The organism is Nocardioides luteus, from assembly GCF_014648595.1.
Taxonomy (GTDB): Bacteria; Actinomycetota; Actinomycetes; order Propionibacteriales; family Nocardioidaceae; genus Nocardioides; species Nocardioides luteus.
The window spans coordinates 52,683-73,981 of the sequence record NZ_BMRK01000010.1; the positions used below are offsets into that span (position 1 = coordinate 52,683).

General features: G+C 70.1%; 20 protein-coding genes. 10 read left to right on the top strand and 10 right to left on the bottom strand.

Features of this window, described 5'->3' with window-relative positions; genetic code table 11:
- Nucleotides 1-2: 2 nt before the first annotated feature.
- A complete protein-coding gene (metF, locus tag IEY81_RS13745) occupies nucleotides 3-893 on the bottom strand; it encodes a methylenetetrahydrofolate reductase [NAD(P)H] (protein ID WP_189119050.1) in 891 nt (296 codons plus the stop codon).
- A gap of 34 nt (nucleotides 894-927) precedes the next feature.
- Here metF and IEY81_RS13750 point away from each other — a divergent pair, with 34 nt between their 5' ends.
- Complete coding sequence (locus tag IEY81_RS13750) at nucleotides 928-2,013, top strand: polyprenyl synthetase family protein (protein ID WP_189119051.1); 1,086 nt, start codon at nucleotides 928-930, stop codon at nucleotides 2,011-2,013.
- Between the two features lie 208 nt (nucleotides 2,014-2,221).
- Here the strand turns inward: IEY81_RS13750 and IEY81_RS13755 are convergent, their stop codons facing one another.
- Together IEY81_RS13755 and sigK are read right to left on the bottom strand one after the other, a co-directional pair.
- Nucleotides 2,222-2,899, bottom strand: coding sequence for an anti-sigma factor (locus IEY81_RS13755; RefSeq protein WP_189119158.1), 678 nt, complete (start codon nucleotides 2,897-2,899; stop codon nucleotides 2,222-2,224).
- The gene (sigK, locus tag IEY81_RS13760) at nucleotides 2,889-3,488 is read right to left on the bottom strand and encodes an ECF RNA polymerase sigma factor SigK (protein WP_189119052.1); all 600 of its coding nucleotides are present in this window, start codon (nucleotides 3,486-3,488) and stop codon (nucleotides 2,889-2,891) included. The genes IEY81_RS13755 and sigK overlap by 11 nt, the downstream gene beginning before the upstream one ends.
- 110 nt (nucleotides 3,489-3,598) lie before the next feature.
- Here sigK and IEY81_RS13765 point away from each other — a divergent pair, with 110 nt between their 5' ends.
- On the top strand, nucleotides 3,599-5,137 hold the full coding sequence (locus IEY81_RS13765; RefSeq protein ID WP_189119053.1) for a molybdopterin-dependent oxidoreductase: 1,539 nt from the start codon (nucleotides 3,599-3,601) through the stop codon (nucleotides 5,135-5,137).
- Nucleotides 5,138-5,162: 25 nt separating this feature from the next.
- On the opposite strand, the gene IEY81_RS13770 is transcribed toward IEY81_RS13765, so the two are convergent.
- The 3 genes from IEY81_RS13770 to IEY81_RS13780 all read right to left on the bottom strand — a co-directional run bounded on the left by IEY81_RS13770 (nucleotide 5,163) and on the right by IEY81_RS13780 (nucleotide 6,493).
- A complete protein-coding gene (locus IEY81_RS13770; protein WP_189119054.1) occupies nucleotides 5,163-5,585 on the bottom strand; it encodes a barstar family protein in 423 nt (140 codons plus the stop codon).
- A gap of 87 nt (nucleotides 5,586-5,672) precedes the next feature.
- Complete coding sequence (locus tag IEY81_RS13775; RefSeq protein WP_229787851.1) at nucleotides 5,673-6,086, bottom strand: guanyl-specific ribonuclease; 414 nt, start codon at nucleotides 6,084-6,086, stop codon at nucleotides 5,673-5,675.
- Between the two features lie 35 nt (nucleotides 6,087-6,121).
- Nucleotides 6,122-6,493 (bottom strand): Rv2175c family DNA-binding protein, encoded by a 372-nt coding sequence (locus IEY81_RS13780; RefSeq protein ID WP_189119055.1) that lies wholly within the window; start codon nucleotides 6,491-6,493, stop codon nucleotides 6,122-6,124.
- Nucleotides 6,494-6,606: 113 nt separating this feature from the next.
- On the opposite strand from IEY81_RS13780, the gene pknB reads away from it, so the two are divergent.
- The 4 genes from pknB (at nucleotide 6,607) to IEY81_RS13800 (ending at nucleotide 11,285) form a co-directional block, all read left to right on the top strand.
- Nucleotides 6,607-8,721: a Stk1 family PASTA domain-containing Ser/Thr kinase gene (pknB, locus tag IEY81_RS13785; RefSeq protein WP_229787853.1), complete on the top strand. Its 2,115-nt coding sequence runs from the start codon at nucleotides 6,607-6,609 to the stop codon at nucleotides 8,719-8,721.
- Nucleotides 8,722-8,723: 2 nt separating this feature from the next.
- Nucleotides 8,724-9,647: a deoxyribonuclease IV gene (locus tag IEY81_RS13790; RefSeq protein ID WP_229787855.1), complete on the top strand. Its 924-nt coding sequence runs from the start codon at nucleotides 8,724-8,726 to the stop codon at nucleotides 9,645-9,647.
- Between the two features lie 184 nt (nucleotides 9,648-9,831).
- Nucleotides 9,832-10,806, top strand: coding sequence for a hypothetical protein (locus IEY81_RS13795; RefSeq protein WP_189119056.1), 975 nt, complete (start codon nucleotides 9,832-9,834; stop codon nucleotides 10,804-10,806).
- Between the two features lie 11 nt (nucleotides 10,807-10,817).
- Complete coding sequence (locus IEY81_RS13800) at nucleotides 10,818-11,285, top strand: GNAT family N-acetyltransferase (RefSeq protein WP_189119057.1); 468 nt, start codon at nucleotides 10,818-10,820, stop codon at nucleotides 11,283-11,285.
- 108 nt (nucleotides 11,286-11,393) lie between these two features.
- Here IEY81_RS13800 and IEY81_RS13805 read toward each other — a convergent pair whose 3' ends face one another.
- Entirely contained in the window at nucleotides 11,394-12,734 is a 1,341-nt protein-coding gene (locus IEY81_RS13805; protein WP_189119058.1) for a class II 3-deoxy-7-phosphoheptulonate synthase, read from the bottom strand.
- A 143-nt stretch (nucleotides 12,735-12,877) separates the two neighbouring features.
- Nucleotides 12,878-14,326, bottom strand: a complete 1,449-nt coding sequence (locus tag IEY81_RS13810; RefSeq protein WP_189119059.1) for an APC family permease — start codon at nucleotides 14,324-14,326, stop codon at nucleotides 12,878-12,880.
- Nucleotides 14,327-14,470: 144 nt separating this feature from the next.
- Between IEY81_RS13810 and IEY81_RS13815 the strand changes: the two genes are divergently transcribed.
- Genes IEY81_RS13815 through IEY81_RS13830 form a run of 4 tightly spaced genes read left to right on the top strand, consistent with a single transcriptional unit; the run spans nucleotide 14,471 to nucleotide 17,509 of the window.
- Nucleotides 14,471-15,301 carry a DUF1028 domain-containing protein gene (locus tag IEY81_RS13815; RefSeq protein WP_189119060.1) on the top strand — a complete coding sequence of 277 codons (831 nt, stop codon included), beginning with the start codon at nucleotides 14,471-14,473 and terminating at the stop codon, nucleotides 15,299-15,301.
- Nucleotides 15,298-16,770 (top strand): FGGY family carbohydrate kinase, encoded by a 1,473-nt coding sequence (locus IEY81_RS13820; RefSeq protein ID WP_189119061.1) that lies wholly within the window; start codon nucleotides 15,298-15,300, stop codon nucleotides 16,768-16,770. The genes IEY81_RS13815 and IEY81_RS13820 overlap by 4 nt, the downstream gene beginning before the upstream one ends.
- Nucleotides 16,767-17,243 carry a hypothetical protein gene (locus tag IEY81_RS13825; protein WP_189119062.1) on the top strand — a complete coding sequence of 159 codons (477 nt, stop codon included), beginning with the start codon at nucleotides 16,767-16,769 and terminating at the stop codon, nucleotides 17,241-17,243. The genes IEY81_RS13820 and IEY81_RS13825 overlap by 4 nt, the downstream gene beginning before the upstream one ends.
- Nucleotides 17,240-17,509 carry a hypothetical protein gene (locus IEY81_RS13830; RefSeq protein ID WP_189119063.1) on the top strand — a complete coding sequence of 90 codons (270 nt, stop codon included), beginning with the start codon at nucleotides 17,240-17,242 and terminating at the stop codon, nucleotides 17,507-17,509. Before IEY81_RS13825 ends, IEY81_RS13830 begins: the two co-directional genes overlap by 4 nt.
- Before the next feature lie 58 nt (nucleotides 17,510-17,567).
- On the opposite strand, the gene IEY81_RS13835 is transcribed toward IEY81_RS13830, so the two are convergent.
- Nucleotides 17,568-18,860, bottom strand: a complete 1,293-nt coding sequence (locus tag IEY81_RS13835; protein WP_189119064.1) for an HNH endonuclease — start codon at nucleotides 18,858-18,860, stop codon at nucleotides 17,568-17,570.
- Between the two features lie 994 nt (nucleotides 18,861-19,854).
- Nucleotides 19,855-21,192, bottom strand: a complete 1,338-nt coding sequence (locus IEY81_RS13840) for a glycoside hydrolase family 10 protein (RefSeq protein ID WP_189119065.1) — start codon at nucleotides 21,190-21,192, stop codon at nucleotides 19,855-19,857.
- Nucleotides 21,193-21,299 lie beyond the last annotated feature (107 nt).

Here is a 21,299-nt window from a genome sequence, read left to right on the forward strand (position 1 = left end):
CCCTACACCGTCACATCCAGCTTCGCGAAGATCTCCAGCGTCGCCCGCGACCGGTTCAGCGTGTAGAAGTGCAACCCGGGCGCCCCTCCGTCGAGGAGCTCCTGACACAGCTCGGCGGCCACCGCGATCCCCTCGGCACGGATGTCGGCCGGATCGGGCCCGGCCGATTCGAGTCGCTCCACGATCTCGTCGGGCACCGCGGCGCCGATCAGCTCGCTCTGGCGGCGGATCGCGGTGAGGTTCAGGATCGGCATGATCCCCGGCAGGATCGGGATGTCGACGCCGCGGGCGCGCACCCGGTCGACGAGACCGAAGTAGTCCGCGGCCCGGAAGAACATCTGGGTGACCGCGAACTCCGCCCCCGCCCTCGCCTTGGCTGCCAGCACGTCGGCGTCGGCCTCGACCGAGGCCGCGCTCGGATGACCCTCCGGGAAGGCCGCGACGCCGATGCGGAAGCCGCCGCGCTCCCGGGCCAGCCGCACCACGTCGATCGCGTAGTCGAGGCCGCCCGGCGTCGGGACCCACTCCGCGCGCGGGCCGTCGGCGGGATCGCCGCGCAGCGCCATCACGTGGGCGACCCCCTTCGATGCGTACGCGTCCAGGATCGCGACGACCTCGTCGCGGGTGTGGCCGACGCAGGTCAGGTGGGCGACCGGAAGGAGCTCGGTCTCCGCGGCGATCCGGCCGGTGATCGCGACCGTCTTGTCTCGCGTCGAACCGCCGGCGCCGTAGGTGACGCTCACGAAGGTCGGCCGGTAGGGCTCGAGGGCGCGTACGGCCTCCCACAGCTGCTCCTCACCGGCCTCGTCCTTCGGCGGGAAGAACTCGAAGGAGAAGGAACGCTCACCCTGGTTGATCAGCTCCGCGAGGGAGCGCCCACGTCCGGTCGCCATCCGAGCATCTTAGGGAGTGCCATAGGCTCGGTGCGTGAACGAAACGTGGGACGCCGATGAATTCCGCAGTCGCGTCCAGGCGGCGCTGAACACCTTCCTCGAGATCCAGTCCGAGCGGCTGGCTCCCCTCGGTGACGAGGTCGAACCGCTGCTGCGCCGCGCCCGCGAGTCGATGTCCGGCGGCAAGCGGCTGCGCGCCTCGTTCTGCTACTGGGGTCACCGCGCCGTACGCCCCTCCCCTACGCCTGCCGAGGACGAGGCGCTCGTCCGCGCCGCCGCCGCGCTCGAGCTGCTCCAGGCCTCGGCGCTGGTCCACGACGACGTCATCGACGACTCCGACACCCGGCGCGGTGCGCCGGCCGCGCACCGCGCCTTCGAGGCCGACCATGCGGCGGCTGGCTGGCCGGGCCGGTCCCGCGCCTACGGCGACGCCGCGGCGGTGCTCCTCGGAGACCTGCTGCTGACCTGGTCAGACGAGCTGCTGCGTACCTCCGGGTTCGGAGCCGCCGAGACCGCTGCCGCGTTGTCGGTCTTCGACCACACGCGCAGCGAGGTGATCGCGGGGCAGTTCCTCGACATCACCGTCCAGGCGCGCGGCGCCGCCGACATCGAGGCTGCGATGAAGGTGGTGCGCTACAAGGCCGCGAAGTACTCCGTCGAGCGACCCCTCCACGTCGGCGCCGCCCTCGCCGGCGCCTCTGCCGAGCAGATCGAGGCGCTCTCGGCCTACGGTCTTCCCGTCGGTGAGGCCTTCCAGCTCCGCGACGACCTTCTCGGCGTCTTCGGCGACCCCTCGGTCACCGGCAAGCCCGCCGGCGACGACCTCGTCGAGGGCAAGCGCACCGTCCTGGTCGCCCTCGCCCTGACCGGCTCCTCCCCCGCCGACGCAGACCTCCTCGACCGCTCCCTGGGTCAGCCGCTCACCGAGGACCAGGTCGCCGCCCTGCGTACCGTCATCGCCTCCTCCGGCGCCGAGCAGCAGGTCGAGAAGACCATCACCGAGCTCGCCGACCAGGGCCTCACCGCCCTGGCTCAGGCCTCCGCCTCCGGCACCCTCGACTCCGGCGCCGCCGCCGTCCTCCGCTCCCTCGCCACCGCCGCCACCCAGCGCACCGTCTGACCCCACCAGGCCGAGACGTCAGTTCTGACGGCCGAGACGTCACTTGGGTCGGGCGAGACGTCACCTGGGGCGGCCGAGTTGGCACCGGACTGCCATCTCGACCGACCGGACTGCCGTCTCGACCGACCGAACTGCCATCTCGACCGACCCAACTGCCGTCTCGACCGACCGAACTGCCATCTCGACCGACGCAGCTGACGTCTCGGCGCTAGAGGCTCGCAGCGGGCATGTGGAAGAGGATCCGCCGGGAGGGTTTGTCGGAGCCGCCTACGGGTTCCATGGTGACCATCAGGTCGCCGTCCTCGACGGGGAGGGCGAGGGACATCTTCTCGTCGAGCACGCCGGCGGACTCCATGCCGTCCTCGGTGTGCCACCAGACCTGGTAGGTCATGCCGGTGGGGCGTTCGAGGTGGGCGGTGTCGACGGCGACCATGTGCATCTCGGGGGACATCGCGACCATCAGCTCGCCGTCGGAGGTCGACTTCTTGTGCATGCTCGCGTCGGGGGCGGACATGACCTGAGCAGCGGTCATGGCGGGCGGGTCGTCATCGCGTACGAGGATCCCGACCGTCGCGCCGACGCCGATGACGGCCGCGGCGGCAGCTGCGACGGCAGCCATCAGCCGGCGCCGACGGCGGGGCGCGGGAGAGATCAGGGGCGGGAGCTGCGGCGTCTCCGAGGCGGTACGCAGCACCCGCTCCCGCAGCGACGGCGGCGGGGCCGCGGCGACCGTCCCGGCGAGCGCCGCGGTGGCGGCGCGCAGCGAGTCGACCTCCTCGCGGCACTCCGCGCAGACCGCGAGGTGGGCCTCGAAGTCGGCCCGCTCCGCCGGTCGGATCGCCTCGAGGAGGTAGGCCCCGACGAGGCTGTGGACGTCAGGCGCCATGGCCGGCCTCCAGACAGTCGCGCAGCCGGATCAGCCCGTCGCGCATCCGCGTCTTCACCGTGGACAACGGCCGGTCGAGCAGCTGCGCGACCTCGGGATAGGTGAAGCCCTGGTAGTAGGCCAGCCTCACCGCCTGGGACTGCAGCGGGGTGAGCGACTCCAGGCAGCGGCGTACTCCCTCGTGCTCTGCGGCGGTGACGATCGCGTCCTCGGGGCCGGCGACGTCCACAGGCTCGCGCCGCGCGACGTGGTCCTCGCGGGCACGAGATGCCTCGGTCGAGCGCACCGCATCGACCGCACGCCGATGGGCGATGGTCGAGGCCCAGGTGCGGACCGAGCCGCGGGAGGCGTCGAACCTGGCCGCCTGTCGCCACAGCTCGGTGAAGACCTCCTGGGCGACCTCCTCCGCCCGCGCCGGGTCGCGCACCACCCGCCGGGCGACACCGAAGACCAGCGGGGCCAGGTCGTCGTAGAGCCGACCGAAGGCGTCGAGGTCCCCGCCGGCCACCGCGGCGAGCAGCACCGTCGTGTCCGGCTCGTCCTCCGGCTCCGGCGCCGCCCCGCCGACGACCCGCAACGCTCGCCGCACCTGCGCTCCTTCCGACCACGTACTGATGAAACCTTCTCACCCATGGTTCGCAGCCGAACAGTGGGAGGATGGGTCCCATCCGAGCACCGATCGGCGACGAACCAACGAACATGACATCGCGCAAACTCCCGAGCGGACCGGTCGCGGGCATCGCCGCCGGCGTGCTCGGTCTCGGCGTCGCCGAGCTGATCGCCGCCCTCGCCCGCGGCGCCTCTCCCCTGCTCGCCCTCGGTGACCGGGTCATCGACCTCACCCCGCGCTGGCTGAAGGAGGCTGCGGTCTCGACCTTCGGCACCGCCGACAAGCCGATCCTGCTGGCCTCCGTCGCCCTGGTGACCCTCGTCCTCCTGGGCGCAGCCGGCGCCCTGGCCGTACGCCGCCCGCTGCTCGGCGCAGGCATGCTGGTGCTCCTCGGTGCCGTCGACATCGCCGCGCTCCTCGCCGACCGCGCCGGCAACGGGACGACGGGCATCGTCGCCCTGCTGATCGGGCTGGCGGTCGGCATCACCGCGCTCGTCCTGCTCACGCGGCAGATCCCCGACACCGCCACTCCCGGGGCGACAACAGGGACGGCATCAGAGGCGACAGCACCCGACGGCTTCGACCGCCGCAAGTTCCTGACCGCCGCTGCGGCGGTGACCGCGGTGGGCGCGGCCGGCGGGATCGGCGCGAAGGTGGTCACCGGTCGCCGTCACCCGTCGGCGAAGGTGGCCATCCCGTCGGCCGTCTCCCCCGCCGCCCCACTTGCCGAGGGCGCGGCGCTGCGGATCGACGGGCTGACTCCCTTCGTGACCCCCGTCGAGGACTTCTACCGCATCGACATCGCGCTGCTCACCCCACGCGTCGACCTCGCCGACTACCGCCTCAAGATCCACGGCATGGTCGACAAGCCGGTCGAGCTGACCTACGAGGACCTGCTGGCGATGCCGCTCTACGAGCGTCGGGTGACGATCTGCTGCGTCTCCAACGAGGTCGGCGGCGACCTGATCGGCAACGCGACCTGGACCGGCGTACGCATCCGCGACGTCCTCAAGCAGGCCGGAATCGACCCCGACGCCGACGCGGTGAAGTCCTCCGGTGCCGACGGCATCACCATCGGCACCCCGCTCGAGGCGCTCACCGATGGCCGCGACGCCCTGCTCGCGATCGCCCAGAACGGTGAGCCGCTGACCCAGGACCACGGCTTCCCGGTCCGCATGGTCGTACCCGGCCTCTATGGCTACGTCTCGGCGACCAAGTGGCTCACCGATCTCGAGGTCACCCGCTTCGACGACTTCCGCGCCTACTGGACCGACCGCGGCTGGTCGGCCGAGGGCCCGATCAAGACCCAGTGCCGCATCGACATCCCCGGCGACGACGTCATGCCCGGTGAGCGGACGATCGCAGGTGTCGCCTGGGCGCAGCACCGCGGCGTGAGCAAGGTCGAGGTACGCATCGACGACGGCCCCTGGCAGCCCGCCACCCTCGCCGCCGAGGACAGCATCGACACCTGGCGCCAGTGGACCTACCGCTGGGCCGCCACCGAGGGCGAGCACCACATCCAGGCCCGCGCGTACGACCGCACCGGCACCCCGCAGACCGCGGACGAGGCCCCGCCGGCTCCCAACGGCGCGACCGGCTACCCGACCCGCACGGTCACGGTCGGCTGAAGGCCAGCCCAGGATCAGCCCGGGATCAGCCCAGGTCGGGCAGGTCGGTCTCCGGTCCCTCCCCGCGCAGCAGCACGGTGAAGGCGGGCCGGTCCTCGGAGATCTCCGCGGACCGGTCCTGCAGCACGCGCACGATCCGGTCGAACCCGGCCCGGTCCGCGTACGCGGCGCACCCCCAGGTCTCCCACAGCAGCACCGTCGGCGCGGAGAGGTCGCGCAGCGAGTCCCACAGCGCGTCGAGGTTGCGACCGAAGTGGGCCGGGAACCCGAGCGCGGCGCCGATGGCGCCCAGCACCTCGTCCTTGGTCTCGGCCACGTCGGCGATCTGCGCCAGCGACCAGCCGGCGCCGGTCACCGACTCGGAGAGGTCGGCGGCAGACAGCTCGGTGTGCCACCGGTAGACGCCGGGATCGACCTTCCCGGCCAAGAGTCCTGCCAGTCCGCTCATGCTGCCGCCTCCGTAGCGCAGGCGCCAGGATACGGACGTGGCAGCCTGAGGTCCACGGTCACTCGCTGTCGCTCGCTCATTGCCCCATCACCCCCGGTCGATCCGTGAGAACGACTCGTAGTGGTCCTCGGTGAAGTAGAACTCCCCACCCTCGCCTGTGACGATACGCCGCGCGCCGCGGTCGTCGGATCCTGGCGTCGGGACGGTGTACTCGGCGTAGTAGCCGTGCTCCTCGTCGGGCAGGATCCCCTCGCGGTTGCCGAAGGTGCTGCCGTCCTTGCCCGGGTAGGGGAAGGGCCCGCCGGCGTCGATCAGCTCGAGCGTCTCCACGCCCTCGGGCGGCAGATCGGACTCGGCGATCCAGGCCAGCCCGCTCTCGGGGTCGGTGCCGGTCCTCCCGTCGGAACCGGAGCCCGAGTCGCCGGTGGCGCCTCCGCATCCGGCCAGCAGCGCCATCACGACCGCGAGCAGCAGACCGACCAGTGCGGACTTCGACCTCACGAGATGATCCCTCCGAGACGTACGGGTGAGGTGGCCTAGAGTGCCATGGCCTGGGCCCGGCGCTTGACCTCCGACCCGCGGTTCTCGCGAAGCGCGTCGATCGGGCGTCCGGGGAGGTCGTCGTCGAGGAAGAGCCAGGCGATGATCTCGCGGTCGTCGTAGCCACCGTCGTGGAGCACGTGGAGCAGCCCGCCGAGGCCCTTGACCGGCAGGCCGTCCTGGATGAACAGGGCCGGGATGTGCTGGCCCTTGATGCCCGGAGGCACCGCCGCGGCGAGCTCGTGCTCACGGATCATCGTGCGCACCTTGCCCACGGTCACGCCGAGCAACGAGGCAGCGGTCGCCCAGTCGATCCACTCGTCCACCAGAACGCTCAGGTCCTGCTCGGCCAGCCGCACTTCACTCATAACAATCACATTACCGGCCCGGGTAGGCCGTGCGGAAAGTCGTGAGTCGGACCCGCTGGTCCGTACCATTGCCCGGTCCGGAATACTTCTCCGACCGGAGACAGGAGGAACGCGTGGCTAGTGAGGCGGACCCCCGTGACAGCGTCATCGGACGCCACGGCGGAGGCTCGGCTACCGCTTCCGACCCCCTTCTGGGCAAGGTCCTGGGGGCGCGCTACCGGATCATCGAGAAGGTCGCGAAGGGCGGCATGGCGACGGTCTACGTCGCTCACGACACCCGGCTGGACCGGATCGTCGCGGTCAAGGTCATGCACCAGAACCTCGACGAGGAAGGCAACTTCGCCGAGCGGTTCGTACGTGAGGGCCGCTCCGCCGCGAAGCTCTCCCACCCCAACGTGGTCGCGGTCTACGACCAGGACGAGGACGAGGGCATCGCCTTCCTCGCGATGGAGTACATCGAGGGCCACACCCTGCGCGACACGATCGCCTCGCAGGCGCCGCTGGGCGCGGCGAAGGCACTGGCCTACATCGAGCCGATCCTGAGCGCGATGTCTGCCGCGCACGACGTCGGGATCGTGCACCGCGACATCAAGCCGGAGAACGTCCTCATCACCACCGGCGCCGCCTCGATCTCGCAGCGGGTCAAGGTCGCCGACTTCGGCCTGGCCCGGGTGATGACCAACAACTCCCACGACGCCACCACCGGCAACCTGGTCGGCACCGTCTCCTACCTCGCGCCCGAGCTCGTCACCGAGTCGAAGTCCGGGCCGCGCAGCGACGTCTACGCCGTCGGTGTCGTGCTCTACGAGCTGCTCACCGGCCGCAAGCCCCACAGCGGCCCCTCGCCGGTCGACATCGCCTACAAGCACGTCCACGAGGACGTCCCGCCGCCGTCGAAGGCGGCCCCCGGGATCCCCCGGTACGTCGACGCGCTGGTCGCCCGCGCGACCGCTCGTGACCCCGAGCTGCGCCCGGCCGACGCCGGCGTGCTGCTGCGCATGGTCAACCGGGTCATGGCCACGCTGTCGGCCGGCATCTTCGACGACCCCGACCTGGCCGCCGACCTGGCGCTGCCCACCGCAGGCACACCCGACGTAACCGCCAAGGACGCGGACTCGCCGATGCGTGCCCATGGCGAGTCCAGCTCGGAGTCGACAGCCGTCCTGCCCCCGCTCCCAGCGGGCGCAAGCGGTCCGGCCGCTCCCCCTCCGGGCCGTCCGCCGGGCCCGACCGGACCGCCTCCCGGCGTCGGTCTGCCCGCCGGTGCGCGCCTCTCGCTGAGCCAGCCGGAGGAGAACGTACGCATCGCCCCGACCCCGGACCAGCCGAAGCAGCGCCGGGCCGTGCCGACGAGCTGGAAGGCGCCGATCGCGGTCGGCGCCGCCGTGCTCGCCGTCGCGCTGGTGGCCTCCGGGCTGTGGTGGTTCGTCGACGGACGCTATGAGCGGGTGCCGTCAGTGGCGGGCCTGACCAAGGCCGCGGCGACCACCCAGCTGCAGGACGCCGGCTTCGAGGTCACCTCCAACACGGAGTTCTCCGACACGGTCAAGAAGGGCGTGGTGATCGACTCCGACCCGGGTCGTGGCCGCAAGGCGCTGCCCGGCTCGACGGTGGAGATCAGCGTCAGCAAGGGCGTCGAGGAGTACTCGGTGCCCAAGCTCAAGGGCATGCTCGCCGACGACGCCCAAGACGAGCTGCGCGAGATCGGACTCAGCGTCGGTGAGCCGATCGAGAAGTTCAACGACAAGGTCGAAGAAGGCCACGTCATCAACACCCAGCCCCGCCCCGGCACGCTCGTACGGCCCGGCAAGGCGGTGACGCTCGTGATCAGCAAGGGCCCCGCCCCGGTCGACATCGTCGACTGGACCGGTCGCAGCGCCAAGCGTGCGAAGAACTCCCTCGAGGGCGACGGTCTGAAGGTCGAGATCCAGGAGGAGGAGAGCCAGACCGCTCGGCCGGGCACGGTGCTGAGCCAGAGCCCCAACTCCGGCAAGCTCCCCAAGGGCGAGACGGTGACGCTCGTGGTCGCCAAGGGCCCGGCCGCCGTCGCGGTCCCCAACGTGGTGGGCAGCAGCAAGGACGCCGCCAGGCAGACCCTCGAGGCGGCCGGGTTCAAGGTCCGCGAGGAGCGCGAGCCGCTCTCCCTCGGGCTCGACTACGTGACCCGGCAGGAGCCCGCCGAGGGCGAGGCGCCCTACGGCTCCGAGATCACGATCTGGCTGAACTGACCTTGACGATCGACGACACGCTCCCGATCCCGCCGAGCGACCGCAACCCGATCGGCACCCACGTCCAGGTCGGCAAGGGCCTGGTCGCCGGAGCCCTCGCCAACACCGACGCGGTCGGCGGCGAGACGCTGCAGATCTTCGTCGGCAACCCGCGGGGCTGGGCGCTCTCGGCGGGGAAGCCCGCCGAGGACAAGGCCTTCCGGGCCGAGATCGAGCGGCGCGGGATGCGCGCCTTCATCCATTCGCCCTACCTGGTCAACCTCGGCTCGCCGACCCCGGCGACCTACGAGCGGTCGGCAGCGCTGGTCGCCCACAACCTGCGCCGGGCCGCCGAGATCGGCGCCGAGGGCGTCGTCGTCCACACCGGCTCGTTCGTCTCGCCCGAGGGCGACGCGAGCGAGAACCACGCAGCCGCGATGAAGCAGGTACGCGAGGCGCTGCTGCCCGTCCTCGACAGCATCGCGGCCGAGGGTGCTCCCTGGCTGCTTCTCGAGCCGACCGCCGGCCAGGGCCGGTCGCTGTGCGCCGGAGTCGAGGACCTGCCGACCTACCTGGGCGCTCTCGACTTCCACCCCAAGGCCGGGATCTGCCTGGACACCTGCCACGTCTTCGCCGCCGGGGAGCCCCTCGACGAGCCCGGCGGCGCCACCGCATGCGTCGACCGGATCGTCGAGATCGGCGGCCCCGGGCGGCTCCGGCTGATCCACGCCAACGACTCCAAGGACGTACGCGGCAAGAACCTCGACCGCCACGAGCAGATCGGTCGCGGCCACATCGGCACGGCCGCGTTCGGCGAGCTCTTCGCCCATCCGGCGACGGCCGGAGTGCCGTTCATCCTGGAGACGCCGGGCTCCCGCGACGCCGACAACCCCGACATGGTGGTGCTGCGCGATCTGCGCGCAGCAGCGCACCATTCGGGCAGGTGACCTAGGCTTGGCAGCGCACGGGAGTGATCTTCGACGCCATGGGGGTGGCATGACCAGCTGCGCACAGTGTGGACACCGGCTGTCCGGAGAGCCGACCTGTCCGGTGTGTGGTCTCGAGGTCGCCACGGAGCCCGACCGAGCAGCCGAGGCTGACTCCACCGATGTAGAGGAAAGGACGCCACCCGTGTCCACTGCTGAAGCAAAGCCCGAAGCCACCCATTCGGCTGCCGACGACGACATCACGCCCGAGCCCGATCTCGACGACGAGCCCAACGAGTCCACCGTGATCCGCAAGCCGGTCGCGGCGACCGCGCCGGAGGCCGTCGACGACGTTCCCGCCTCGGAGCAGACCTCGCTGAGCCTGCCGCGGATCAGCGCCTACGGCGACGAGGACCGGCCCGGTCCGGCCTCCTCGGCCGCTGCTGCGACCCGCGAGGACGAGCCCACCGAGCGCACCTCGCGGCGCCCGTCCCCGGACGTCGAGGAGCGCCTCGACAACGACGACGAGCCCAACGGGTCGACCGCCATCCGGCCGGCGTTCGCGCCGCCGACCGCCCCGCCGCCCGCGGCAGCGCAGGCGGTGATCCCCGATCCCTCGCCGCTCCCCGAGCCTGCGCCCGTCCCCGGACCGGACCCCGTGCCCGACCCGGAGCCGACGCCGCAGCCCGTCCCCGAGCCCGGTCCTGTTCCCGAGCCCGGGCCGACGCCCGAGCCCGAGCCTGTTCCGGAGCCCGGCCCGGTCTCCGAGACGCCGGAGACGCCCGAGACGGCGCAGGAGCCTGCGTACCAGCCCTTCGTCCAGCCCTCCGGGATGCTCGTCGAGCAGTCGCGCAACGGCCAGGCCCGCCACTGGGCCCCGCCCGAGGAGACGCCGGCCGAGCTCCACGATCCCGAGCCCGCCTACGCGACGGGCTACACCGAGGAGGGCGCCTTCGCCACCGAGGAGGTCGGCGAGTGGCAGGCCGGCTACGGCTACGCCGCCGAGCCGGAGCCGATCGAGCAGGACTTCGGTGACTACGGCGCCCAGCAGGAGTACGTCTCCACGCTGATGGCCTCCGAGTCCGAGGACAACCCTTCGACCTGGGTGGTGCTGCTCTGGGTGGGCTCGATCTTCATGATCGTCGTGCTCGTGCTCGGCATCTGGCTGATGACGCTGTAGCGCCTGCCTGCATGCCGAGGATCATCGTCACCGAGATCGAGAACGACGAGCAGCGCGACCTGGCCCTCGACGTGTGGCGCGCAGCCAACGTGGCCAGCCGCCGCCCGGCGACCGAGGCGCGCCTCCGCCGGGTCCGCGAGAAGCTGGCCGCGGCCGAGCTCGGCCTGCTGGCCCACTACGGCAGCCGCCCCGCGGGGATGCTGCTCGCCGAGACGTACCTCGTCGAGGGCGTGCCTCTGCCCGGCTACGCCCACATCTCGATGGTCTTCGTCGACCCCGCGGTCTGGGGCTCCCACGTCGGCACCGAGCTGGTCCGCGACATCCAGGCCCGCGACTGGGAGGGCCTCTCGGCCTGGACCCGCACCGACAACCGCCGCGCCCAGCGGCTCTTCGAGCGCAGCGGGTTCACCGACACCGGCAACCGCAGCACCCTCCACGACGGGGACGAGATCATGCAGCTCGCCTGGGCGCGGCCATGAATACCCGGTCGACCGGGTAAACCTGGACTTGTCGGGTGTTTCAGTGCCCGTCAAGTCCATGAATACCCGGTCAACCGGGTATTCATGGGGCGCACGGGGCCCGTGTGACTAACGGGACCTCAGCATCTCCGCGACCTGGAAGGCCATCTCGAGGGACTGCACGCGGTTGAGGCGGGGGTCGACGACGGACTCGTAGCGGTGCACGAGACCGGACTCGTCGAGCTCCTCGCCGCCACCGATGATCTCGGTGACGTCGTCGCCGGTGTTCTCCACCAGGATGCCGCCAGGCACGGTCCCCAACGAGTGGTGGACGTCGAAGAAGCCCTGGACCTCGTCGAGGACGTCCTCGAAGCGGCGGGTCTTGTAGCCGTTGGAGGTGGAGAAGGTGTTGCCGTGCATCGGGTCGGAGATCCAGGTGACGTTGACGCCTTCGGCGATAATCTTCTCGACCAGGCCGGGCAGGCCGTCGCGCACCTTGCCCGCGCCGAAGCGGGTGATGAAGGTGAGCCGGCCCTCCTCGTTCTTCGGGTTGAGCTTGGCGGCCAGCGCGAGCGCGTCGTCCGGGGTCGCGGTGGGGCCGAGCTTGCAGCCGATCGGGTTGTTGAGGTGGCGGAAGTACTCCACGTGGGCGCCGTCGAGCTGGCGGGTGCGCTCACCGATCCAGACGAAGTGGCCCGAGACGTTGTAGGGCGTCTCGGTGCGCGAGTCGATGCGGGTCATCGCGTGCTCGTACTCGAGCAGCAGCGCCTCGTGGGAGGAGTAGAAGTCGACCCGGTGGAACTCCTCCGGGTCGGCGCCGATGGCCTCCATGAACGCGATCGCGCGCTCGATCTCGGAGCCCATCGCCTCGTACTTGGCGCCGACGGGCGAGTTGCGCACGAACTCGGAGTTCCAGGTGTGCACCTGGCGCAGGTCGGCGTAGCCACCGGTGGTGAAGGCGCGCACGAGGTTCAGCGTCGAGGAGGAGGCGTGGTAGACGTCCAGCAGGCGCTGCGGGTCGGGGATGCGGGACTCAGCGGTGAACTCGAAGCCGTTGACCGCGTCACCGCGGTAGGCCGGCAGGGTCACCCCGTCGCGGGTCTCGGTGTCGGAGGAGCGCGGCTTCGCGTACTGCCCCGCGAGTCGGCCGATCTTCACGACCGGGACGGAGGCGGCGTACGTCAGCACGACTGCCATCTGGAGCAGCACGCGCAGCTTGTTGCGGGTGTTGTCGGCGGTCGCCTCCGCGAAGACCTCGGCGCAGTCGCCGCCCTGCAGGATGAACGCCTCGCCACGGCCGGCCGCGGCGATCGAGTCCTTGAGCTGGTCGCACTCCCCCGCAAAGACGAGCGGCGGCTGGTTCCTCAGCTTCTCGACCGCCGCGGCCAGCGCGGCCGGGTCGGAATAGGTCGGCTGCTGGAGGGCTCCGATGGCGTGCAGCTGCTCGAGAGAGGGGAAGGCGTCGTTCACGTGCCTCAGAGTACGCGGAGAGGGCCTGTGTCACGAAGTCATCTCAGACACGGCGAGGCCGGCGTACGTCTCCACGAGCTCGTGCTGGAGAACGCGCGCCGGCCTCGGCTGGCTGCTCGTCAGGTGAAGGTCGGGTCGACGACCTACTTGTCGTCCTTCGGAGTGAGGTCCATGTGCTCGATGTCCTGGAAGTGGCCGCCCTCGGGCTTGTAGAAGATCCGGGTGATGCCCCACAGGATGACGCCGACGATGAGCAGCACGCCGGCGACCTTGTACTGGTCCAGCTGGTCCGAGCTGCGGGCCCACGGTCCGGCCAGGTAGGCGCAGGTGACCGCGCCGAGGACCGGCACCCAGACCGGCGCCTTGAAGTAGTCCTTGTTGGCCGCCGGCCGGCGACGGATGATCAGCAGCGCGATGTTGACCACGGTGAAGACGCACAGCAGCAGGAGCGAGGTGGTGCCGCCGAGCAGCGAGACCGTCTCGGCCCCCTTTTCCGAGCCGCTGGCCAGCACCACCCAGATGATCAGGCCGAAGGCGATGGCGGTGGTGAACAGGATCGCGATCCACGGGGTGCGCCGGCCGGGAAGGACCTTGCTCAGCACCGGCGGCAGCACGAGCTGCTTGCCCATGCCGTAGACGAGCCGCGAGGCCATCAGCATGTTGATGAGCGCGGAGTTCGCGACCGCGAACATCCCGATGAACGGGAAGATGGTGTCGAAGGGCAGGTCAGGCGCACCGGCGGCGACGACCTGGGTGAGCGCCGAGCCCTTCGAGGCGTCGGTGAGGTCGCCGACCGGGACGAGCGCCACCGCGGAGATGGAGACCAGGACGTAGATCAGACCGGTGATGCCCAGACCGCTGAGCATCATCTTCGGGAAGTCGCGGCGGGGGTTCTGGGTCTCCTCGGCCATGTTGACCGAGTCCTCGAAGCCGACCATCGCGAAGAACGCCAGCGTGGTGGCCGCGGTGACCGCCATGAAGGCGTTCTTGCCCTCGGCCGACTCGAAGATCATCACCCGGGAGAAGTCGGCCTTACCGGCGAACATCCCGGCCAGGCCGACGAAGATGACCAGCAGCAGGCCGGAGAGCTCGACGAGGGTGAGCACGATGTTGGCCTTCACGCTCTCGCCCACGCCACGCAGGTTGATCAGGGCGACCAGCGTCATGAAGCCGAGCGCGATGAAGACCAGCGCGGCGCTGCCCGGAGCGGCGCCGAGGCCGAGGCCGTCGTTGAGGAACCCGGCGAAGGCGTTGGAGGCGGTCGAGGCCGAGGTGATGCCCGAGCACATCACGGTGAAGGCGACGAGGAAGGTGATGAAGTGGATGCCGAAGGCCTTGTGCGTGTAGAGCGCTGCGCCCGCGGCCTGCGGGAACCTCGTCACCAGCTCCAGGTAGGAGAAGGCGGTGATCGTCGCGACCGCGAAGGCCACCAGGAACGGCGCCCAGGCGGCGCCGCCGACCTCGCCTGCGACCGAGCCGGTCAGGGCGTAGACGCCGGTGCCGAGGATGTCGCCGACGATGAAGAGAAGGAGGAGCTTCGGACCGATGACTCTCTTGAGTTCCGGTGACTCCTCTTGCGCCAGGTTGCTCATGGTTCCTCCTGGTAAGGATTTCGAGACATGTGCTCGAAAAGGGATGAACTGATCCGACCATCAAAGCCCAACGACGCCGTCAGGTGTACGACAATTCGTCAACACGCCGTAACGACCTGAAATTCGGCGGATAGGGTCGCTGCCATGACCTTCTCCATCGTCGCCAGAGCAGTCGATCCCGGCACCGGGGAGCCCACCTGGGGTGTGGCTGTCGCGTCCAAGTTCCTGGCCGTCGGATCGGCCGTCCCGGCCGCCGTCGCAGGGGTCGGAGCGATCGCCACCCAGGCCGAGGCCAACGTGGCCTACAAGGGACTCGCGCTCGCTCACCTCGACGAGGGCGCGACCGCCTCGGTCGCCCTCGACCGGCTCCTGGACGAGGACGAGCGCAGCGAGCACCGCCAGGTCGGCATCGTCGACGTCGACGGCAACGCCGCCTCCTACACCGGCCCTTCCTGCTTCGACTGGGCCGGCGGCCGCACCGGCCGCGGCTACGCGATCCAGGGCAACATCCTCACCGGCCCCGAGGTGGTCGACGCGATGGAGGCCGCCTGGCTCGCCTCCTCCCCCGACCAGCCGCTGCAGCACCGCCTGCTGGCGGCCCTCGCCGCGGGCGACGAGGCCGGCGGCGACAGCCGCGGCCGGCAGAGCGCCGCTCTCCTGGTCGTGCGCGAAGACGCCGGCTACGGCGGCAACGACGACATCGCGGCCGACCTCCGCGTCGACGACCACGCCGCGCCGATCACCGAGCTCAAGCGCCTCCTCGACCTCAGCGACTTCTACCTCACTGCCTCTACCGAGGCCGAGAAGGTGCAGGTCACACCCGAGATCGAGGCCGAGCTGGAGACGTACGCCGCGGCCCAGGGTGCCGCCGGCTTCCGCGCCTGGGTCGGCACCGAGAACTACGAGATGCGGGTCGCCGAGGACCTGTCCTGGATCGACCGCCGCATCCTCGACATCGTCAGGACGCCCAAGTGAGCTCGATCCTCGCCATCGACGCCGGCACCACCGGCGTCACCGCGCTGATCGTCGACGAGTCCGGTGCTGTCACCGCCCGGGGATATGAGGAGTTCGACCAGCACTTCCCCCACCCCGGCTGGGTCGAGCACGTCCCCGAGGGGATCTGGCAGGCCACCCTGGAGGCCTGCCGCACCGCGCTCGCAGCCCACGGCACGCGCGACGACCTCGTCGGCATCGGCATCACCAACCAGCGCGAGACGGTCGTTCTGTGGGACCGGGAGACGCTGGGGTCGCCGCGCCGCGCCATCGTCTGGCAGGACCGGCGCACCACCGCGATGTGCTCGGCGATGGCCGACCACGACGCCCGCGTGCGCGAGCTGACCGGGCTGCGGCTGGACCCCTACTTCACCGCCACGAAGCTGGCCTGGATCCGCGAGAACGAGCCGCACACCTGGGCTCACGTGGAGTCTGGCCGCTACGCGATCGGCACCGTCGACTCCTACCTGGTTGCCCGGATGACCCGCGGTCTCCACCACGTCTCCGACGTGTCCAACGCGTCCCGCACGCTGCTCTTCGACATCACCACCAACGACTGGTCCGACGAGCTGTGCGACCTGTTCGGGGTGCCGCGCGACGCGCTGCCGGAGATCGGGCCCAACTGGGGCCAGGGCGTGGTCACCGACCCGCGGGTCTTCCTGGACCTCTCGCTGCCGATCGCGGGGGTCGCCGGCGACCAGCAGGCCGCGCTGTTCGGCCAAGCCGCGTTCGAGGTGGGTGACTCCAAGTGCACCTACGGCACCGGCTCCTTCGTGCTGACCAACACCGGCACGACCCCGCAGCGCTCGGAGTCCGGGCTGCTCACCTCGCCGGGCTGGATGTCTCCCGCCGGGGAGGTCACCTACGTCCTCGAGGGCTCGATCTTCGTCACCGGCGCCGCCGTGCAGTGGCTGCGCGACGGGTTGCAGATCATCGGGTCGGCCGCGGAGACCGAGGCCCTCGCGAGCACGGTGAACTCGTCGGAGGGTGTCGTGTTCGTGCCCGCGCTGACCGGGCTCGGCGCTCCTCACTGGGATCCCGACGCCCGCGGCACCATCATCGGCATCACCCGCGGCACCACTCGGGCCCACATCGTGCGCGCGACCCTGGAGGCGATCGCCTTCGAGGTACGCGACGTGATGGCGACCATGCCGACACCCGTCGCCTCGCTCAACGTCGACGGCGGTGCCGCCGCCAACAACCTGCTGTGCCAGCTCCAGGCCGACCAGCTCGGGGTCGACGTCTCCCGCCCGCGCTTCGTCGAGACCACCGGTCTCGGCGCCGCGTTCCTCGCCGGCCTCGGGGTCGGCGTGTGGTCCTCCTTCGACGAGATCCGGGAGACCTGGGCCCTGGACCGCACCTTCACCCCCGACACCTCGCGTCGTGAGGCGGCCGACGAGGCGTACGCAACCTGGACCGAGGCCGTCGCGCGCTCACGGCAGTGGGCGTGAGCCGTCCGCGACGCGGAATCCCATGGTGGGCCCGGCTGCTCGGGGTCGGTGCCCTGGGCGTGGTGGCCGGGCTGGTCGGAGCCGGTGGCCTCGCCGCCTGGGTGGGTTGGGCGGGCGCCGATCTGCGCGAGGGAGCGGACGCCGACCCGGCCGACTGTGCCGATCTCGCCGCCGCGGTCGGTGCGCCGGCGCTGCCGGCCGGAACCTCTGATGCCGAGTGCACCTACATCGGGTTCCAGGACTGGCATCTCGAGGGCACGATGACGGTCCCCCGGGCCGAGCTCGACGCCTGGCTGGCCGACCTCCCCGGCTCCCCCGCGCTGACCGACACGGGCTGCACCGACGCCATCGCCTGCGTCCAGGTCGACCTCACCCAGGTCGACGAGGAGGTCGACGCGCACTATCTCGACGTCGCCGTCCTCCGCGAGGACGACGGCGTCGCCGAGGTCCTGATGTCGGCCTTCACGACATGACCCGGATCCTGCATCTCTCCGACACACATGTCTCCGTCAACGGCGCGCTGCCGATCGATCCGGGATCGCGTCGGCGCCTTCGCGCCGAGCGCGGCATCCCGGACCTCTACTCGACGGGGAACCACGACGCCCGCGGACCGCTCCGCGAGGCACTCGGCAGCGGACACCTTGGCGCCACCGTCGTCGACCTCGCCGACCCGGCCTCCCCGACCTTCCACGTGTTCGCTGCTCGCGACCCCCGTGCCGGCGAGCAGGTCTACCTCTAAGACCCCGCCACCGGCGAGGACGTACCCGCCACCCAAGGTCTCCCGGAAGCGCGCAGCCTCAGGCGGCGAGAGTGTGGTCCAGCAGTACGTTGCGCAGCCGGAGCTCGGCTGGGGACAGCGGCAGTGGTTCCTGTGCCCAGGTCTCGGGTGGCGGGCTGAGATAGGTGTGCCCGGTGGGTGTGATGGTGACGACGCTGCCGTCGGGCCCCGGTCTGGCCTGCCAGCCGATCGCTTCTTTCGCCTGATTACATCTTTCGCACAAGCCTTGGAGGTTGTCCGCGCTGGTCTTGCCGCCGTCTGTGTGACGTTCGATGTGGTCGACGTTGCGGATCGGTGCGTCGCAGCCGTTGGTGCGGCAGATTCCTCCGTCGCGGGTGGTGATGAACTCGGCGAGCCCGTCGGGTGCTTTGCGCGCTCGCGACTCCATCGCGATCAGTTGACCAGCCGGATCGGTGAGTAGGCGGCGAACGAAGACCTCGGAGTCATGAAGGGACTCCCGCGCCCAGGCTGCTGGGACGGGGCCGTAGCCCTCGACCATGGCGGGTTGGTCGGCGTTGTTGACTAGGGAGTCGGCGGTCATCACGATCTTGACTTCGATCTTCGGCTTCACGCCGGCTTCCCTGCCGGTGACGCGGTCGACCAGTGTGTCGGTCATGACCTGGCCCCTGGTGCGCTGATCGCCGGCGGCCTGGGCAGCCTTCGCAGCCTGGTCGAGCGCGGCGAAGACCGCGACGCCATCCTTGACCGGGAGCAACGCTCCGAGCCACGTCATCGTGTCCGGTGCGGGTCGGAGACTGACGCGCCGGTCCTTCTCCGCATTCGCGGCGCGGGCGACGACTGACTCCTGGTCGAGAGTGATCGCGAGCTTCTTGGCGGCGTTCTCGAGCTGCCGCAGACCCATCGTGACGACCTTCGGTGCCCCGCCGTCGGGCGTCCGCGCGCAGAGCTCGTGGTCGATGAACCGACGATCCTCAAGCGATAGGCAGGCAGTTTCACGGGCGAGGATGGTGGCCTGCCATTGAGAGAACAAGCCGGCCTTCATCAGGGCGAAGGTGTGCGGCATCTCGCCGATGAGGATCTTCGCCAGGCCCAGCAACTTCGCGCCTTTAGCGGGAGAGACGCGTCGGGCGAGGGCGATCTGGGAAGCGACACCGTCACCGACCCTGCGGGCGGGGACGCCGGCTTCAACGTGCCGTGTCCGGGTGGCTTCCTCGAGGCGTACGGCGGCTTCGGCCTGGAGTGCTTCGGCTCGGCATTTCAGGTTTTCGAGACCGGTGATCCAGTCGATCAGCTCTGCTTCGGAGGAACCTGGGGGTGGTCCGGTGAGGAGCTGGTCGGGGGTCACGTTCATGCGTTTCATTATATGCGAAACGATGCGGTGCTGCTACCTATTTGCCCTAGTCAGGCCGTCTTTTTGGGCGCATTGAGATGTTGCTCGGAGGGTGGTCTCGACAAGCTCGACCACCGGTGGGTTGGTGTGTTCGCGATGGGGGTCTCGACAGGCTCGACCTTCGGTGTCCGGGGCTCAGGGCGGTCGTCCTGGGCCCGGACTGTGTTGGTCTCGACACGCCTTCGCCCAGGGGCTCCGGCGGCTCGACCAGCGGGGGCGAGCGGTCGCTGCCCCGATCAGCGTCGGCTCTTTCGAAGCTTCATGAGCCCGCGCCACACCCCTCGCCGCCGCCCCGATATTGGCGGAGATCTTTTCTCGATCGGGTGCCGGGTCAAGGATGGCCGAGGCCACCGCGCAAGCGGCGGGCGAAGCCCGTCCTTGACGCGGCGCGTGATCGAGAAACACTCAGAGATCGGGTCGGCGGCGAAGACGGGAACGAAGAAAGAGTCGCTGACCTATGTCCGCTCGCAGGGTGGTCTCGACAAGCTCGACCACCGGCGGGTTGGCGTGTCCTGGATGGGCCAGGTCTCGGCGAACTCCGCCGCGAAGCGGACTGTGTTGGTCTCGACACGCCTCCGCCCAGGGGCTCCGGCGGCTCGACCAGCGGAGGCGAGCGGTCCCTGCCATGCGGCGACGTCGGCTCTTTCGAAGACCCACGAGCCCGCGCCACACCCCTCGCCGCCGCCCCGATATTGGCGGAAATCTCTTCTCGATCGGGTGCCGAGTCAAGGATGGCCGAAGGCCACCGCGCAAGCGGCGCCCGAAGGGCGTCCTTGACGCGGCGCGTGATCGAGAAACACTCAGAGATCGGGTCGGCGGCGAACCTGGGAGCGAAAAACACAGTCGCTGCCGATGTCCGCTCGCAGGGTGGTCTCGACAAGCTCGACCACCGGAGCGACCACAAAAACATGAAGGACCTCGGCCACGGGATCCCGTGGCCGAGGTCCAGACCCGGTCAGGCCGCGGAGCAGCTCGCAGAGGGGGTCGAGGTGTTGCCGTTCGAGTAGAGCGTGATGCCGAACTCGTTGCCGTTGCCGTTCGGCGTTGCGGTCAACGTCCCGGAGGTGCCGGAGATGTCGGCGTTCCAGGAGTTCTGCAGGCTCTGGCCGGAGCCGGTGCTGATCCGGACCACCCAGTCGTCGGTGCCGCTGACCGTGAAGACGGTGTTGAAACGGTCACCCCACGACTCGGTGCGGGTGGCGGTCACCGAGCAGCTGCCGTCGCCCGGGTCGGAGGACCCGCCGTCCGCGGTGTTGAGCTGGTCGAGGACGTAGCCGTAGGCGAGCTTCTTCTGGCCGTAGCCGTCGAAGAGCAGCGGGGTGTCCGAGGCGCGCCACGAGTCGGTGTCGCGTACGCCCCACACGGTGATGCCGGTGCAGCGCGTCACCGCCATGCAGGCCTGGGTCACACCGCGGAACTGCTCGGCCTGCGAGGTGCCGGAGCCGGCGATGTCCAGCTCGGTGATCTGCACGTCCACGCCGAGGTCGGCGAAGTTCTGCAGCGTCTCGTGGTAGTTGTTCGGCACGGGGTTGCCGGAGTTGAAGTGGGCCTGGAAGCCGACGCAGTCGATGGGCACGCCGCGGGACTTGAAGTCACGCACCATGTTGTAGACGGCCTGCGTCTTGGCGTGCTGCCAGTTGTCGGTGTTGTAGTCGTTGTAGCAGAGCTTCGCGTCGGGGTCCGCCTCACGAGCCGCGTAGAAGGCGGCCTCGATCCAGTCGTTGCCGGTGCGCTGCAGGTTGGAGTTGCGGCGCGCACCGGAGGAGCCGTCCTCGAACGCCTCGTTGACGACGTCCCAGGCGTAGATCTTGCCCTGGTAGTGGCCGGCGACCCCGGCGATGTGGTTGAGCATCGCGTTGCGGAGCGAGCTGCCCTCCATGTTCTGCATCCAGCCCGGCTGCTGGGAGTGCCAGGCCAGCGCGTGCCCACGGACACGCTTGCCGTTCTGGAGGGCCCAGTTGACGATCTGGTCGCCCGAGGAGAAGTTGAACTGGTTCTGCGACGGCTCCGTCGCGTCCATCTTCATCTCGTTCTCGGCGGTGATCATGTTGAACTCGCGGTTGGCGATGTTGATGTACTGCGAGTCTGACATGCGGCTCGCCGCGATGGCGGTGCCGTAGTAGCGGTCGGACTCGGCCGCCGCGTCCTGCAGGGTGGAGCCGTCGGCCTGCGCAGGGCTCGCCGTGGTGGCGATGACGACGCCGCTGGTGACCAGCATGGCGGCGACGGCGGCGATGCCGGCGGTCCTCCTGGCCAGCTCGGCGCGCAAAGGTCTAACTCGAACTCGGGTCATCATCGATCCTGTTCTCCCGGATGAAAGGTTCTCGGTGGTGGTACCTCGGAGCTCGCGCGAACTCGTTCGAAAACGTTATCGACACCGTTTTCCACCGTCAATAGGTC

Excerpts from the sequence above, each read along its gene's own strand:
- IEY81_RS13835 (WP_189119064.1), bottom strand. The coding sequence starts at position 18,860 with ATGAACGTGACCCCCGACCAGCTCCTCACCGGACCACCCCCAGGTTCC.
- IEY81_RS13765 (WP_189119053.1), top strand. The coding sequence starts at position 3,599 with ATGACATCGCGCAAACTCCCGAGCGGACCGGTCGCGGGCATCGCCGCC.
- IEY81_RS13810 (WP_189119059.1), bottom strand. The coding sequence starts at position 14,326 with ATGAGCAACCTGGCGCAAGAGGAGTCACCGGAACTCAAGAGAGTCATC.
- IEY81_RS13755 (WP_189119158.1), bottom strand. The coding sequence starts at position 2,899 with ATGGCGCCTGACGTCCACAGCCTCGTCGGGGCCTACCTCCTCGAGGCG.
- IEY81_RS13840 (WP_189119065.1), bottom strand. The coding sequence starts at position 21,192 with ATGACCCGAGTTCGAGTTAGACCTTTGCGCGCCGAGCTGGCCAGGAGG.
- IEY81_RS13770 (WP_189119054.1), bottom strand. The coding sequence starts at position 5,585 with ATGAGCGGACTGGCAGGACTCTTGGCCGGGAAGGTCGATCCCGGCGTC.
- IEY81_RS13800 (WP_189119057.1), top strand. The coding sequence starts at position 10,818 with ATGCCGAGGATCATCGTCACCGAGATCGAGAACGACGAGCAGCGCGAC.
- IEY81_RS13780 (WP_189119055.1), bottom strand. The coding sequence starts at position 6,493 with ATGAGTGAAGTGCGGCTGGCCGAGCAGGACCTGAGCGTTCTGGTGGAC.
- IEY81_RS13830 (WP_189119063.1), top strand. The coding sequence starts at position 17,240 with ATGACCCGGATCCTGCATCTCTCCGACACACATGTCTCCGTCAACGGC.
- IEY81_RS13815 (WP_189119060.1), top strand. The coding sequence starts at position 14,471 with ATGACCTTCTCCATCGTCGCCAGAGCAGTCGATCCCGGCACCGGGGAG.
- metF (WP_189119050.1), bottom strand. The coding sequence starts at position 893 with ATGGCGACCGGACGTGGGCGCTCCCTCGCGGAGCTGATCAACCAGGGT.